The following is a 14,211-nucleotide window of genomic DNA, read 5'->3' as shown; positions in this document are numbered from 1 at the left end:
GCTTGTCCTGTTTTACCGAAAGCAAATGGACCCGCTTCTTGAGCGATTTCTTCTCTTACTTTTTGTGGGTTTGTCCCAATGGATGGGTTACCGAAAGATTGTTTCCCTGCTTGTCCAGCTTGTGCTGATTTACCAAAAGCAAATGGACCTGCTTCTTGAGCAATTTCTTCTTTTACTTTTTGTGGATCAGTACCAAAGGAAGATCCTGAAGAACCTTGTGCATTTTGGCGCTTTACTTCATTAATATCAGTACCAGCTGATGTGAATCGCTTACCATTACCATTATTGTTTTGCATGTCAAAAACACCTCCAAAAATGTTATGTGCTTATCATGGCAATTATCTGTTTTATTATGAGTGCAATTAATTTTTTTCTTTTGTATAATTTCCTCGCTTCTAGACAACGCCATAATCAAGAGGGTTCATAGTTTAAAACCATTTATTAGAAAAATAATGGATAATGTTTTTTTTCAATGCTGATACTACAAATTATTTAAGTAACAAATTAGTCATACATTTTCTGCCCTACTTCCTCATAAAATGATGCATGTCCATTTTACGAGGAGAATTGCATGATACGGAAAGGAATAGCAATTGTTGTAGGAAGTATTTTTCTATCTTTAGGTATTAATGTTTTTTTAACCCCCTATGAAATTTTAGATGGCGGAATTATTGGACTTTCTTTAATAACCCATTATTTGTTTCATTTAAAAATTGGTTTAATGATTATTGTTTTAAGTATTCCCATTTTTATTTTAGCCTGGTTTAAATATAAAAATTATTTTTACAATAGCCTCCACGGCTTACTTATATCTTCCCTTATTATTGATATGTTCAAACCACTTCGTTCCATTGTTCAATTCGATCCACTCATCAGTTCGATATTAGGTGGAATCCTTGTAGGTTTAGGTATTGGTCTCATGCTTCGTTATAAGACGAGTACAGGTGGGACAGACTTACTAGCCCAATTTATCGCTGATAAAACGGCAATGAATGTGGGGATTGTTATCTTTTTTATTGATGCTGCTGTAGTTGGCTTAGGTGGGATTTTTATTTCCACAAGGACGTTATTTTTATCTATCGTCACGATATTTATCGTTGGAATTACAACGAGCATAATGACAAGTCGTCGTCATCTTGAAAAGCATTCTTAAGGATTTTGGCAAATAAAAAATGCCTCTAGATTAAAGAGACATTTAAGTTAATTTTCCGAGTTGCTTCCTTTTAAGGAAGGATAACTTTGTTTCAGAAATAATTATGGCACAAAGAATTAAAATCGCACCTATCACCATTCTTATCGTTAACACTTCATTTAAAAGGAGTACCGAAAAAACCATTCCCCAAAAGGATTCCGTTGATAAAATAATAGCTGTTTTCGTTTCGTTCGTAAATTTTTGCGCAATTGTTTGGAATAAATAAGCGATAGTTGTTGAAAAAACCGCTAAATAAATAATAGAAGATACTGCTTCTATTTCCATTGAATAATGAACTTCTCCTTTGAATAAAACAACAATCCACGCTAACAGACTTGCAACAGCCATTTGTATAATCGTTAACGTAATTGGATCTTCTTCCTTTACATATTTGGACGTATAAAAAATTTGATAAGCAAATGCTACAGCACAACCTAATGTTAAAAGATCTCCAATATTAAGATCCATTGATAATTGTAAAGATAGGAATCCAATACCGATAATCGCTAAAATGGCACCGGCCAATTCGAACTTATCAATTTTTCTTTTATAAGAGAGATAGGCTATAAACGGAACAAGTACAACGTTTACAGCAGTTAAAAAGGCATTTTTGGAAGGTGTCGTAAACTGTAGACCTACCGTTTGCAAAGCGAAAGCTACGTATAAAAAGAATCCTAATACAAATCCTTTTTTAATCACTCCGATATGTATCCCTTTTAATTTCTTATAAAAAATCATACTTAATATAATAAAACCAACTAAAAAACGACCAGCTAATACTTGATAAGGTGAGTAATGATCAAGGGAAATTGCACTAACAACAAAGCCACTCCCCCATATAATCGCTGTAATACATAGCATCAATTCTCCAACGTATTTCCGCATAATGGCCTCCATTTACCGTTCTTTATAAATAAATATCATTATAAACAAACGAAAAATAAATTTGAATATTTATTTATATTAAACAATTCCCTTTCTGTAAATAAATCGGCTTTCGTTGCTTGTTAAATATTTGCGATACATATTTTTTTGCGAGGAACCTATGCATAGAATAGAAAGATATTATGTTGAACGGAGATGATGACACTGCTTCATACGGTTAAAAGCGGGGAAACGTTAAACCAAATTTCTTTAGATTATCGAACACCTTTGTCAGCCATTATCCAAGCCAACCCGAATATTAATCCAAATGTGATTAACGTAGGGCAATTAATTGAAATTCCCGGTTTTCCGGATCCTAATACACTCCCTTATCGAATCGAAGTGTCAATAAACGGTCGTTGGCTAAGACTTTTTCGGGACGGTGTCCTTCAAAAACAATATCCAATAGCCGTTGGAAGAATGTTGTACGAGACGCCAGTTGGAGATTTTATTATTATTAATAGAGCACCAAATCCAGGTGGTCCATATGGAACGATGTGGATGAGTTTATCAAAACAAAGTTATGGTATCCACGGTACAAACGATCCGAGTTCGATTGGTCAGGCTGTTTCTCGGGGATGTATTCGGATGTACAACGAAGACGTCGAAGAATTAGCTAGAACAATCCCAATCGGGACTCGCGTTACAATACATCCATAGTAAATGTAGACATAAAAAAACTTGCATTACTGCAAGCAGTTAAAAGATTAAGTCCATCCCTTTATAACCATTTCATTTCTATCCTTTTCTACCTCGTTTCGTTTAATAATCAAACTAATTTTTTGGTACCATTTTTGACATTCTTTAAACAGATCTTTATATTCGTCTAAATCCTTTGGAATCGCTTGTTTATTGTCTAGAAAAACGTATTCCACTATTGGACTGGATAAATCATCTACTACCATTTTAAGCATTAATTTTTTTACTTCTTTATCCTTTTTCTCTTCTGAATCTTCTACATCATTTACATGGACATCGATTTTTGCACCGCCATCAATTAACGACCAACCATGGACACCACCCTTGGATGTTAGTGCAACATTTTTATTATCTTCTACTATCGCTATTTCATAAATTTCTTGAAAATGATATTCCTTTTTTTCAAATTCATCATCGATGTCTTCCCTTTCCAATATTCGTAATGTATTCGTATATTCATCAATCATTAACGCATTTAAATAATCGGCAGAAACGATATAACGGGTATGGGGATACTGTTCTACTTGTTCAATCGTATCATTTAATAATGCCTCGTTGCGTTTTCGAACATCTTTATTTAATTCATATAGCCACCAAAAACCTAACCCAACGGCAATGATAAAAAAGAGTGCTTTACCAGTTTTAAATGCTAAAAAAAGATAGATAACTTCTAATAATAATAAAAATAACTGGAACAACCTTCTCACCCCATTCTTCTAGTTTTTAAGTTTTCTAGTAGTTATAAAAATAGTATTCCCCAACCTTCCATTTCATTCTCTTTTTAATTAAAAAACAGAAAAAAAATAGAATCCTTAAAACGGACTCTATTTCTATTTAAAATGAATGTTAATATAAAAACACTTTTAAGTTATTTTGTTGATCAATTGTAGCTAATAAAACATCTTGAATATCTACTTTATATGTGGAAAGGATTGCATTTTTTATCCACTCTTCATTTTGTGCTATATTGCTTAGTTGATTAAAATCAATTTTCCCTTCTTTAATAATGACAATTGGTAAAGTGTATTGCTGCTGTGGCATATTGATATCCTTTTGAGTGAGTGGTTGATTTTCAGGATAAAGGAAACTTGAAATGGTCCCATCTGCTTCCCAAAAGGCAAAGGCAACTTTTTGAATATCTTCTATTTTGTCTTTCCGTAACTCTGCTAGTAAATAATCTATGGATATTCTAGCTTTTGTTAAGTTTTTTGAAAGAATTTGCCCATTTTTAATAAGAGGTAACGGAGTTGGTTCGATAAAATGTCTAAAAGACATCCATTTAAGACTTAAATAGACACACCCAATATACAAAATAATTAATACGGACATTGTAATCATGGATCCACCCATTCCCAACCCTTCATCAGATAATGGATGGGCAATAATATTTCCGACTGTAATTGCCATCGCGAAATCAAGTATGCCTAGTTGTGAAATAGAACGATGTCCCATTATTTTCGCTGCAATAAACAAAAAGATAAATGCAATGATTGCTCTTAAAACCCATTGAATTGCTTTTAATGATTCTTGTCCATATAAAAATTCCAATATGACACTTCCTTCAAATCAATCTATCTGTTTTATTCTCGCCCTTTTTTCCATTAATATACAAGCGATTATTATCAGATAAACTAATCAAAATCGTCTCCTACTAAGAATTTGTTCTCCGTATAGGACAACAATGTTATAGCTATACTTAACTGTAGTAAAAGTCGTTGAAAAGAGGGGTCAGTTTGTCTGATAAAAATACATTATCCATTTTTGCCTTAGGCGGTATTAATGAAATCGGCAAAAACATGTATGTCATCGAATATGGAGACGATCTTGTCATTGTAGATTGCGGAGCAAAGTTTGCCGATGAGTCTTTATTAGGTATTAATTTAATCATTCCTGATGTGAGTTATTTACAGGAAAATCAACATAAAATTCGAGGGTTAGTTGTAACCCATGGCCATGAAGACCATATTGGTGGGATACCATATTTTTTAAAAAAGTTAAATGTACCTATATACGCTACCCGTTTCACCCTTGGGTTAATCGAATTAAAATTAAAAGAACATAAGCTTTTAAGGGAATCTACTTTAATCGAGATTCATTCAGAATCCCATTTAGATTTTGGAAAAATACAGGTTAGTTTTTTTAGGGTAAGTCATAGTATTCCTGATTGTTTAGGGATTGTATTCCATACTCCTGAAGGAAATGTCGTTCATACTGGTGATTTTAAATTTGATTTAACACCGGTTAATGACCAGTACTCAGATATTCATAAAATGGCGAAAATCGGTGAAGAAGGGGTGTTAATGCTTATTTCGGAAAGTACAAATGCTGAACGTCCGGGCTCGACCCCATCAGAACATGAAGTCGGTTCTCACATTGAAGAAGCTTTTTCGGGTGCAACAGGGAAAATTATTATTTCCACTTTTGCTTCCAACGTCAATCGGGTTCAACAAATTGTACATGCTGCCATTAAAACAAATCGAAAACTTGCATTACTCGGCCGCAGCATGGTAAATGTCGTAAAAGTAGCGAAAGAACGGGGATATGTAGAAATTCCAGACTGGATGTTAATCGAAGCCCGGGATGTAAAACAATATCCACCAGATAGGGTTGTTGTTTTATGTACTGGGAGCCAAGGTGAGCCATTAGCTGCCCTTTCCCGCCTATCAACAAACAACAATCGAGACGTAAAAGTTTTACCAGATGATACGGTCATCTTTGCTGCGTCACCCATTCCCGGAAACGAAAAGGATGTTTCGAAAATTGTGGACAACCTTTTCCAATTAGGAGCTAGAGTCATTTACGGTTCATCAAGTATTACAGGAATGCATGTTTCAGGCCACGGCTATCAAGAAGATTTAAAACTAATGTTAACTCTCATGAAACCAAAATATTTCATTCCTATTCACGGAGAATATCGCATGCTCCATTTACATCGTATTTTAGCAGAGACAGTTGGCGTAGAAAGGAACAATACGTTCATTATTCGAAATGGTGATGTTGTCGATATCGAATATGGTGAAGCTCGCCAAACTCGTAAAATTACAGCTGGGGATACGTATGTGGATAATGTAGGCGATGACGAAATCGTGGATATCGTATTGCGAGACCGCAAACAGCTATCTGAAGAAGGAATGCTTGTAATTGTATTAACAATAAGTAAAGAAGATGGCAGTCGCATTTCCGAACCGGATTGTATTTCACGAGGTTTTGTTTACGCAAAAGATTCTGAAAAACTTATACAAGATATTAACGAAATTGTAAAACGAACGATTGATCCATTTAAAGATCCGAACATTCTCGGAATGAAAAGAGCTATTAAAAAAGAAGTTGGTATATTCTTGACAGAAAAAACAAAGAAAAAGCCAATGATTTTACCTATCATAATTGCTATATAAATCGGAAAGTGTTGAATCAGTATATATCGGTTCAACACTTTTTTCTTCTTTCTCTACCCATTTCGAATACTTTTTTACGGTATAGGCAAATATAGTAATGTTCAATTTTTATTTTACACTAGCACCAAATAGTACCGATAAACAGGGTGCACAAAAAGAAAGGATGATATTTCATGGAAAAAGACCCTTCTAACCAAGAAAAACATCAAACGAATATTGAGGACGATGGTACATTAACGAACAGGCAAGGTCACCCGATTACGAATAACCAAAACATTCGTACAGTTGGCAACCGTGGCCCAGCTACTTTAGAGAATTATGATTTCATTGAGAAAATAAGTCATTTTGACCGTGAAAAAGTGCCAGAGCGAATTGTACACGCCCGTGGAGCAGGTGCCCATGGTTATTTTGAAGCTTACGGTACAGTAGGAAATGAACCTGTTTCAAAATATACCCGCGCAAAATTGTTCCAAGAAAAAGGAAAACGTACACCTGTATTTGTACGATTCTCGACAGTAGTTCATGGATTACATTCTCCTGAAACCGTTCGTGACCCACGTGGGTTTGCAGTTAAATTTTATACAGAGGATGGCAACTGGGATTTAGTAGGGAATAACTTAAAAATTTTCTTCATTCGTGATGCGATGAAATTCCCAGATATGATCCATGCTTTCCGTCCAGATCCTGTTACGAATATTCAAGATTCTCGTCGTTTCTTTGATTTTTGTGCGAATTCTCCTGAAACATTCCATATGGTAACCCTCGTTTACTCACCATGGGGGATCCCTGCAAACTATCGAATGATGCAAGGTTCCGGAGTTAACACGTATAAATGGGTAAACAATGAAGGGAAAGCTGTATTAGTAAAATATCATTGGGAACCGAAGCAAGGTATTAAAAACTTAACGGTGAAAGAAGCAGAAGAGATTCAAGCGAAAAACTTCAATCATGCAACTCAAGATTTATACGAAGCAATTGAACGTGGGGATTACCCTGAATGGGAACTATTTGTTCAAATTATGGAAGATGGTCCACATCCAGAACTTGATTTTGACCCATTAGATGATACAAAACTATGGCCAAATGATAAATTCCCTTGGTTACCAGTAGGACGAATGGTTTTAAATAAAAATCCTGAAAACTACTTCAATGAAGTTGAACAAGCGGCATTTGGTACAGGTGTTCTTGTGGATGGTTTAGATTTCTCTGACGATAAAATGTTGCAAGGAAGAACATTCTCTTATTCGGATACGCAACGTTATCGTGTAGGTGCCAACTATTTACAACTACCTATTAACGCTGCGAAGAAACGAGTAGCTACAAACCAAGAAGGTGGGCAATTACGTTACTACAACGATAAAGCTCCTGGCCAAAATTTACATGTCAACTATGAACCTTCCAGTATGGGTGGCTTAAAAGAAGCGGAACAAGTTGGCAAGGAATATACACCTAAGGTTGAGGGGAATTTAGTCCGCGAATCCATTGAACGCAACGATAATACAAAACAAGCTGGCGAAACATATCGTAGCTTCGAACAATGGGAAAAGGATGAACTTATTAACAATTTAGTTAACGATCTTGCTATTTGTCCAAAGGATATACAAGATAAAATGATGGCCCTTGCCGATGAAGCGGACGAGGAATACGGCCGTCGTTTAAGGGAAGGATTAGCTGAAAAAGCAAAATCCATGAACAATAAAGAAGAATTCGGTAAAGAATTTAATCCCCATCCTCTTGGCGCAAAAGAAGCAGATCAAGCGGTTAAAGATGCTGTTGATAAAGGGCACGACGCTGATCCATATTAATGTTTAGAAACTAATTGAAATGCACAAATGCTGATAATCATCACATTTGTGCATTTTTTCATTCAAATCATTTCCTGTTAAGAGGTCATAAACTGCCCACCATTAACATGAAGCGTTTGTCCTGTTACAAATCGAGAATCATCCGATGCTAAATATACATAAGTTGGAGCTAATTCAAAAGGCTGTCCTTGCCGTTGCATTGGATTACCTGCGATTGTTACTGCATCAGCTGAAAAACTAGAAGGTATTAACGGCGTCCATATTCGACCAGGAGCAACGGCATTAACTCTAATCCCCTTTTTTACTAAGTTATTCGCTAACGCTCTAGTAAATCCAACATTCGCAGCTTTCGTCGCACTGTAATCAATTAGTTCTTCATTGCCATCATAAGCAACAACAGAAGCTGTATTGATAATCGAACTACCCGCTTTTAAATGGGGCAATGCTGCTCGCGTTGTGTAAAAATGGGAATAAATATTCACTTTAAACGTATCATCAAACTGTTCATCGGTAATATCGAGTAAGCTTAATTGCTGAAATTGAATCCCAACATGGTTACATAAAATATTCAGTTTCCCAAAGGTTTCGATTGTCTTTTGAACAATATATTCACATTGCTTTTTATTTCTTAAATCACTGGGTAATAGTAAACAACGCCTACCAAGTTCTTCAATTCTATTTTTCGTACGATTGGCATCTTCATGTTCATCTAAGTAAGCAATGGCTACGTCCGCACCTTCTTTCGCAAATGCTATCGCCACTGCTGCTCCGATACCACTATCTCCACCAGTAATTAGTGCCACTTTCCCTTTTAATTTCATCGATCCTTTATATTGGGGATTTTCAATAATCGGTCTCGGCACCATTAAACGTTCTAATCCTGGTTGTCGATATTGCCTTTGCTCAGGTACTGTTATTGGAATATCTTCCGCTCGGGTAATTGTTCCATAGTTTGGATATAGGGGATATGCACCGTCCATACACGCATTTTTCTTTTTGTTTTCCATAGTACCCTCCTAGTAAAAGTAAAACTATGGTCATTTTATGTGAGCTACTTCCATTGGGTGCCTATCTTTATAAAATTTGAGTTCACTAAAAAAGACTTATAAGAATAATATGTGGATAAATATCTATAGGAGGCGTTTTATGTTTTATTCCCATCATTGCCCTGGAGTAAATAAGTTATTAATCAATTATTCTAACGAAAAAGTAAAGGTCCAGTATGCAAACAATAAAGTTCCCTTTCTCTTACCTGCCATAAGCTTTAGACCACCCTATTATATGAACCCAAGATGCGAATGGAATTATCCTATTATTTAAACAAAAAAGCCCGTAAACTTAGCTTACGGGCTCTTTTATCTATAATGCCTTTCGGTAGTTTCTTTTCCCATCATACGTATATAACACTGGCTTTTGTTCAACAAAGGTTTCTAGATGTACAGGGCGGCCCCAAAGTTGATAAATGTACGGAAGCACATTTTCTAAATAATGGGGGTCAAGCTCCATCCCTTCATAACCATGTTTTAAGTATAACTCGCCATTTCTTAAATAGTCCCCATTTTCTACTACAATATAAGGAAATCCTCCATTTACTCTCATCGAAACAAGTTGATCTCTTACATTTCGATAATCCTTATCTGTAATTTTATAATCAGAACCTTTTTTCTCAAACAAATACATATCTTCTTGTTCTACTAATTCCTTCGTTAAATAGTTTCGAATAAAGGAAATATCCGATTCAATTTCTCGCACTTCAAAAATTTTCTCTCGTCCAGAGCCGGGTTTTATACCCATTCGTCTCATCTCTTCGGTAGGATGATCATAACGTTTTTCAATATCTTCAAAGATCTTCAATCCCAAATAGTAAGGGTTAATAGAAGTTTTGGACGGTTGCACAACACCGGCATTTAATTTTGCATATTCTATCGTTTCATCTGTTGTTAAATTTAACTCCCTCATAATCCGTTGATGCCAGTAGGAAGCCCAGCCTTCGTTCATAATTTTCGTTTCCAATTGTGGCCAGAAGTATAACATTTCCTCTCGCATCATCGTTAAAATATCCCTTTGCCATTCTTCCAATTCACGACTGTATAATTCAATAAAAAGGAGCAAATCCTTTTCAGGTTTTGGAGGAAATTTTTTTCTCTTATAACGAACAGTTGGCTTCGGTTCTTCTTTTTTATCTAAATCCCATAAATCATCATAAGGTGATTTAGAAACAACGCTATCCTCTTCTTCTATATCATCTTCATACTCTAGTAAGTTAGGTCTTACTATAGAAGGATCAATGTGCTCTTGAATGGCTAACACAGCATCTAAAAACTGCTCCACTTCATCTTTTCCATAAAGCATCTCATAGTTTGCAATTCGTTCAGCTGTTGCGGTCATACTTTCGACCATATCTCTCCTCGTATTTGAAAAGCGCACATTATTTTTAAAGAAGTCACAATGGGCTAATACGTGGGCTATAATTAATTTATTTTGAGTTAACGAATTCGTATCGAGTAAAAAAGCATAACAAGGATTAGAATTGATAACTAACTCATAAATTTGGCTTAAACCTAAATCATATTGTAGCTTCATTTTATGAAATTGTTTTCCGAAGCTCCAATGGGAGAAACGAGTCGGCATTCCGTATGCACCAATCGTATAAATAATATCAGCAGGGCAAATTTCATAATGCATAGGGAAAAAATCTAATCCAAAATCAATTGCAATTTCTGTAATTTCTTCAATAGCTTTATGAAGCTCTTTTTCCACACCTTTTCCCCCCGTTAAAAAATTCTCGGGCCCTTTTCCCTAAACAGTCGTCTCCTGTTTTTGGAAAAAGTTTTTTAATGCTTCATATACATCTTTCTTTTGTCTTAAAATGTAATGTCGGAACTTTGGATTTTCAATTTTCTTAAATGTTGACATTAACGAAGAATAACGATTATTCGGATTTACTTCCCCGTAGCCAAACATACTTGAAAGTTCCATTAACTCCGATACTAGTCTTAGGCATTTCTCATTATCTGTTGAGAAATTTTCACCGTCCGAGAAATGAACTGGATAAATATTGTAGCGAACAGGACTATATTTCTCATCGATTAATTCTAACGCTTTGGAATAGGCGGAGGAGCAAATTGTCCCACCGCTTTCCCCTTTAGTAAAGAATTCTTCTTCCGTTACAACTTTTGCCTCTGTATGGTGGGCAATAAATTCAATTTCAACGGTTTGATATTTCGTTCTTAAAAATCGAGTCATCCAAAAGAAAAAGCTACGAGCACAAAATTTTTCAAAACTTCCCATTGAACCGCTCGTATCCATCATGGCAAGAACGACTGCCCTCGTTTCCGGTTTTGTTACTTCATCCCAAGTTTTAAAGCGTAAATCATCGTTATGAATAGGTGCAATTTCTGCTTTCCCCTTCATAGCGTTCCGTTTAATCGCTGTTAATATCGTTCTTTTCTTATCAATGTTGCCCATTAAACCTTTTTTACGAATATCATTGAACTCGATTTTTTCTGTCGTAATATCTGCCATCTCTTTCTTTTCTAAGTTAGGAAGCTCTAATTCTTTGAACAACATATTTTGAACATCTTCTAAACTAACTTCAGCTTCATAGTAATCATTACCTGGTTGATCACCAGCTTTTTTCCCTTGACCTTGTGCTTCATTTCCAGGTTTACCGTCGCGGGCTACCACATCACCAATTTGACTATCTCCTTGACCTTGACCAACATGTTTTGATTTCCCATAGTTATAACGGATTTTATATTCATCTAATGAACGAATTGGTATTTTTATCACTTCACGACCATTGGACATAATAATGCTTTCTTCGCTAATTAAATCTGGCAAATTATTTTTAATTGCATCCTTTACTTTTTCCATATGTCGCTGTTGATCTTGGTACCCTTTACGATGGAGTGACCAATTTTCCTGAGAGACGACAAAGTTTCGATTCTGATTTTCACTCATTTTATCCTCACCCATCTTTGAAATTTCCCATTTTTACAAAAAGGGAAAATCACTTTTTTTATAATATGCGAATTTTCTGATATATTTCACAACATTTTAATAAAAAAAAGTGAGTGTCCTAAATTTTATGGACACTCCTTCGAATATATACCTTATATTATCTATTTAATAAACTTCCAACATATCTTAATAATTCGTTTGCAGAGTTAGAATCATAACCATGTTCATCTATGAGTCTTGCAACGACTTCATTTATTTTTTTCAATTGGGACTCATCCGGTGTTTTAGATGAAGTAGTAATTTTCACAACGTCTTTTAAATCAGCAAATAGTTTTTTCTGGATCGCTTCTCGCAATCTTTCGTGGGAATTGTAATCAAATCGTTTCCCTTTACGAGCAAAAGCAGAGAGTCGAATTAAAATCTCTTCTCGGAAGGCACGTTTTGCATTTTCAGAAACACCAATTTGTTCTTCGATGGAACGCATAAGTTTTTCATCTGGATTCATCTCTTCACCGGTAATTGGATCGCGAAGTTTATTTTTATTACAAAATGCCTCTACATTATCCAAATAATTATTCATTAATGTTTTCGCAGATTCTTCATAGGAATAGACAAATGCCTTTTGCACTTCATTCTTCGCAATTTCATCGTACTCTCTTCGGGCAATGGCAATGTAATTCATATATTTTTCCCGATCTTCTTCGGAAATCGACGCATGTTGATCTAAACCGTCTTTCAAAGAACGTAAAACATCTAACGCATTAATCGAAGGTACTTCCTTGCGGATAATAGCAGAAGAAATTCGATTAATAATATAACGAGGGTCTATTCCGTTCATACCTTCATTTGGGTATTCCTTTTTCAGTTCCTCTACATCAACGGAGTTAAATCCTTCTACACTTTCTCCATCATACAATCGCATTTTTTTCACAAGGTCGATACCTTGTTTTTTTGGAATCTCTAATCTTGTTAAAACAGAGAAAATCGCTGCTGCTCGTAATGCATGGGGCGCGATATGAACATGGGCCATATCACTCTCCCGAATCATTTTTTCGTATATGCGCTCTTCCTCTGACACTTTTAAATTATACGGAATCGGCATGACAATTATTCTTGAATGTAATGCCTCGTTCTTTTTATTGGAAATGAAAGTACGGTATTCTGTTTCATTTGTATGGGCTACAATGAGCTCGTCTGCACTAATGAGCGCAAAACGTCCTGCCTTGAAATTTCCTTCTTGTGTTAAAGATAATAAATGCCATAAAAACTTTTCATCTAATTTCAGCATTTCTTGGAACTCCATCATCCCACGGTTTGCCTTATTAAGCTCCCCATCAAAACGATACGCCCGTGGATCTGATTCAGAACCATACTCTGCAATTGTTGAGAAGTCAATACTTCCAGTTAAATCAGCAATATCCTGTGATTTCGGATCCGATGGTGTAAATGTCCCAATTCCAACCCGTTTATCTTCAGAGAAAAAGATCCGCTCAACCATAACATCCTCAATACGACCACCGTATTCTTGTTGTAGACGCATTGTATTTAATGGAGATAAACTCCCTTCAATGCGAATTCCATATTCTTCAAAAAACTCGTCTCTTAAATTATGTGGAATGAGATGGAGCGGATCTTCATGCATCGGACATCCTTTGATGGCATAAACTGCCCCTTCTTCTGTCCTAGAGTATTGCTCCAATCCTCTTTTTAATAATGTGACAATCGTGGACTTCCCTCCACTAACAGGCCCCATTAATAATAGAATTCTTTTTCGAACGTCTAATCTTCTTGCTGCTGGGTGGAAATATTCCTCCACTAATCTTTCTAATGCTGTTTCAAGTCCAAAAATTTCTTTTCCAAAGAAATGGTACATTTTTTTACCATCTCTTTCAGCTACACCAGCACTTTTAATCATATTGTATACACGGGAATGGGCTGTTTGAGCAACTTCGGGTCTTTCCTTAACAATCTCTAAGTATTCTGCAAATGTACCTTCCCATTTCAGGCTATCCTCTTCTTCTCTATATTGTCGAACCCTGTTTAAAATATCGATAGTTTTTACCTCCATTCAGGGCGTGTTTTTAACAATGTATGAAGTTAATCCGATAATGATACCGGATACTCGATAATATAATTTTCATTTCCCAACGATTTTTGTCATGTGAAATCCACTATTATCTTAGAAAATAAAAGAGCTTTACTAAATAAATAAAAATTTAGTAAGCTCCAAAAA

Annotated in this window: 12 protein-coding genes; 4 read left to right on the top strand and 8 right to left on the bottom strand. The window is 35.5% G+C overall.

From position 1 onward, the window contains the following. On the bottom strand, nucleotides 1-296 hold a 296-nt coding region (locus tag ACH0B5_RS06380; RefSeq protein ID WP_406927592.1), incomplete at its 3' end, for a hypothetical protein. Nucleotides 297-571: 275 nt separating this feature from the next. Here ACH0B5_RS06380 and ACH0B5_RS06375 point away from each other — a divergent pair. Continuing rightward, nucleotides 572-1,153, top strand: coding sequence for a YitT family protein (locus tag ACH0B5_RS06375; protein ID WP_122971521.1), 582 nt, complete (start codon nucleotides 572-574; stop codon nucleotides 1,151-1,153). Between the two features lie 42 nt (nucleotides 1,154-1,195). On the opposite strand, the gene ACH0B5_RS06370 is transcribed toward ACH0B5_RS06375, so the two are convergent. Continuing rightward, a complete protein-coding gene (locus ACH0B5_RS06370; protein WP_341362683.1) occupies nucleotides 1,196-2,077 on the bottom strand; it encodes a DMT family transporter in 882 nt (293 codons plus the stop codon). A 204-nt stretch (nucleotides 2,078-2,281) separates the two neighbouring features. Here ACH0B5_RS06370 and ACH0B5_RS06365 point away from each other — a divergent pair, with 204 nt between their 5' ends. Further along, nucleotides 2,282-2,776, top strand: a complete 495-nt coding sequence (locus ACH0B5_RS06365; RefSeq protein ID WP_122971553.1) for a L,D-transpeptidase family protein — start codon at nucleotides 2,282-2,284, stop codon at nucleotides 2,774-2,776. 47 nt (nucleotides 2,777-2,823) lie between these two features. Here the strand turns inward: ACH0B5_RS06365 and ACH0B5_RS06360 are convergent, their stop codons facing one another. Then, on the bottom strand, nucleotides 2,824-3,513 hold the full coding sequence (locus ACH0B5_RS06360; RefSeq protein WP_122971519.1) for a hypothetical protein: 690 nt from the start codon (nucleotides 3,511-3,513) through the stop codon (nucleotides 2,824-2,826). 148 nt (nucleotides 3,514-3,661) lie between these two features. Beyond that, a complete protein-coding gene (locus ACH0B5_RS06355) occupies nucleotides 3,662-4,363 on the bottom strand; it encodes a DUF421 domain-containing protein (RefSeq protein ID WP_341362684.1) in 702 nt (233 codons plus the stop codon). Nucleotides 4,364-4,548: 185 nt separating this feature from the next. Here ACH0B5_RS06355 and ACH0B5_RS06350 point away from each other — a divergent pair, with 185 nt between their 5' ends. Continuing rightward, a complete protein-coding gene (locus ACH0B5_RS06350; RefSeq protein WP_406927591.1) occupies nucleotides 4,549-6,210 on the top strand; it encodes a ribonuclease J in 1,662 nt (553 codons plus the stop codon). Nucleotides 6,211-6,383: 173 nt separating this feature from the next. Further along, entirely contained in the window at nucleotides 6,384-8,015 is a 1,632-nt protein-coding gene (locus ACH0B5_RS06345; protein ID WP_122971516.1) for a catalase, read from the top strand. A 77-nt stretch (nucleotides 8,016-8,092) separates the two neighbouring features. On the opposite strand, the gene ACH0B5_RS06340 is transcribed toward ACH0B5_RS06345, so the two are convergent. The 4 genes from ACH0B5_RS06340 to ACH0B5_RS06325 form a co-directional block, all read right to left on the bottom strand. Then, nucleotides 8,093-9,022 carry an SDR family oxidoreductase gene (locus tag ACH0B5_RS06340; RefSeq protein WP_406927590.1) on the bottom strand — a complete coding sequence of 310 codons (930 nt, stop codon included), beginning with the start codon at nucleotides 9,020-9,022 and terminating at the stop codon, nucleotides 8,093-8,095. A gap of 352 nt (nucleotides 9,023-9,374) precedes the next feature. Continuing rightward, nucleotides 9,375-10,775 (bottom strand): SpoVR family protein, encoded by a 1,401-nt coding sequence (locus ACH0B5_RS06335; protein WP_122971515.1) that lies wholly within the window; start codon nucleotides 10,773-10,775, stop codon nucleotides 9,375-9,377. A 39-nt stretch (nucleotides 10,776-10,814) separates the two neighbouring features. Further along, on the bottom strand, nucleotides 10,815-11,978 hold the full coding sequence (yhbH, locus tag ACH0B5_RS06330) for a sporulation protein YhbH (protein WP_122971551.1): 1,164 nt from the start codon (nucleotides 11,976-11,978) through the stop codon (nucleotides 10,815-10,817). A 157-nt stretch (nucleotides 11,979-12,135) separates the two neighbouring features. Beyond that, nucleotides 12,136-14,046 carry a PrkA family serine protein kinase gene (locus ACH0B5_RS06325; protein WP_406927589.1) on the bottom strand — a complete coding sequence of 637 codons (1,911 nt, stop codon included), beginning with the start codon at nucleotides 14,044-14,046 and terminating at the stop codon, nucleotides 12,136-12,138. Nucleotides 14,047-14,211 lie beyond the last annotated feature (165 nt).

The organism is Ureibacillus sp. 179-F W5.1 NHS (genome assembly GCF_045369345.1).
Classification (GTDB): Bacteria; Bacillota; Bacilli; order Bacillales_A; family Planococcaceae; genus Ureibacillus; species Ureibacillus halotolerans.
This window is presented reverse-complemented; position numbering and strand designations above follow the sequence as displayed.

What these genes read in the sequence shown, in the direction of transcription:
- ACH0B5_RS06375 (WP_122971521.1), top strand. Translation starts at nt 572, where the DNA reads ATGATACGGAAAGGAATAGCAATTGTTGTAGGAAGTATTTTTCTATCT.
- ACH0B5_RS06370 (WP_341362683.1), bottom strand. Translation starts at nt 2,077, where the DNA reads ATGCGGAAATACGTTGGAGAATTGATGCTATGTATTACAGCGATTATA.
- ACH0B5_RS06345 (WP_122971516.1), top strand. Translation starts at nt 6,384, where the DNA reads ATGGAAAAAGACCCTTCTAACCAAGAAAAACATCAAACGAATATTGAG.
- ACH0B5_RS06340 (WP_406927590.1), bottom strand. Translation starts at nt 9,022, where the DNA reads ATGGAAAACAAAAAGAAAAATGCGTGTATGGACGGTGCATATCCCCTA.
- yhbH (WP_122971551.1), bottom strand. Translation starts at nt 11,978, where the DNA reads ATGAGTGAAAATCAGAATCGAAACTTTGTCGTCTCTCAGGAAAATTGG.
- ACH0B5_RS06325 (WP_406927589.1), bottom strand. Translation starts at nt 14,046, where the DNA reads ATGGAGGTAAAAACTATCGATATTTTAAACAGGGTTCGACAATATAGA.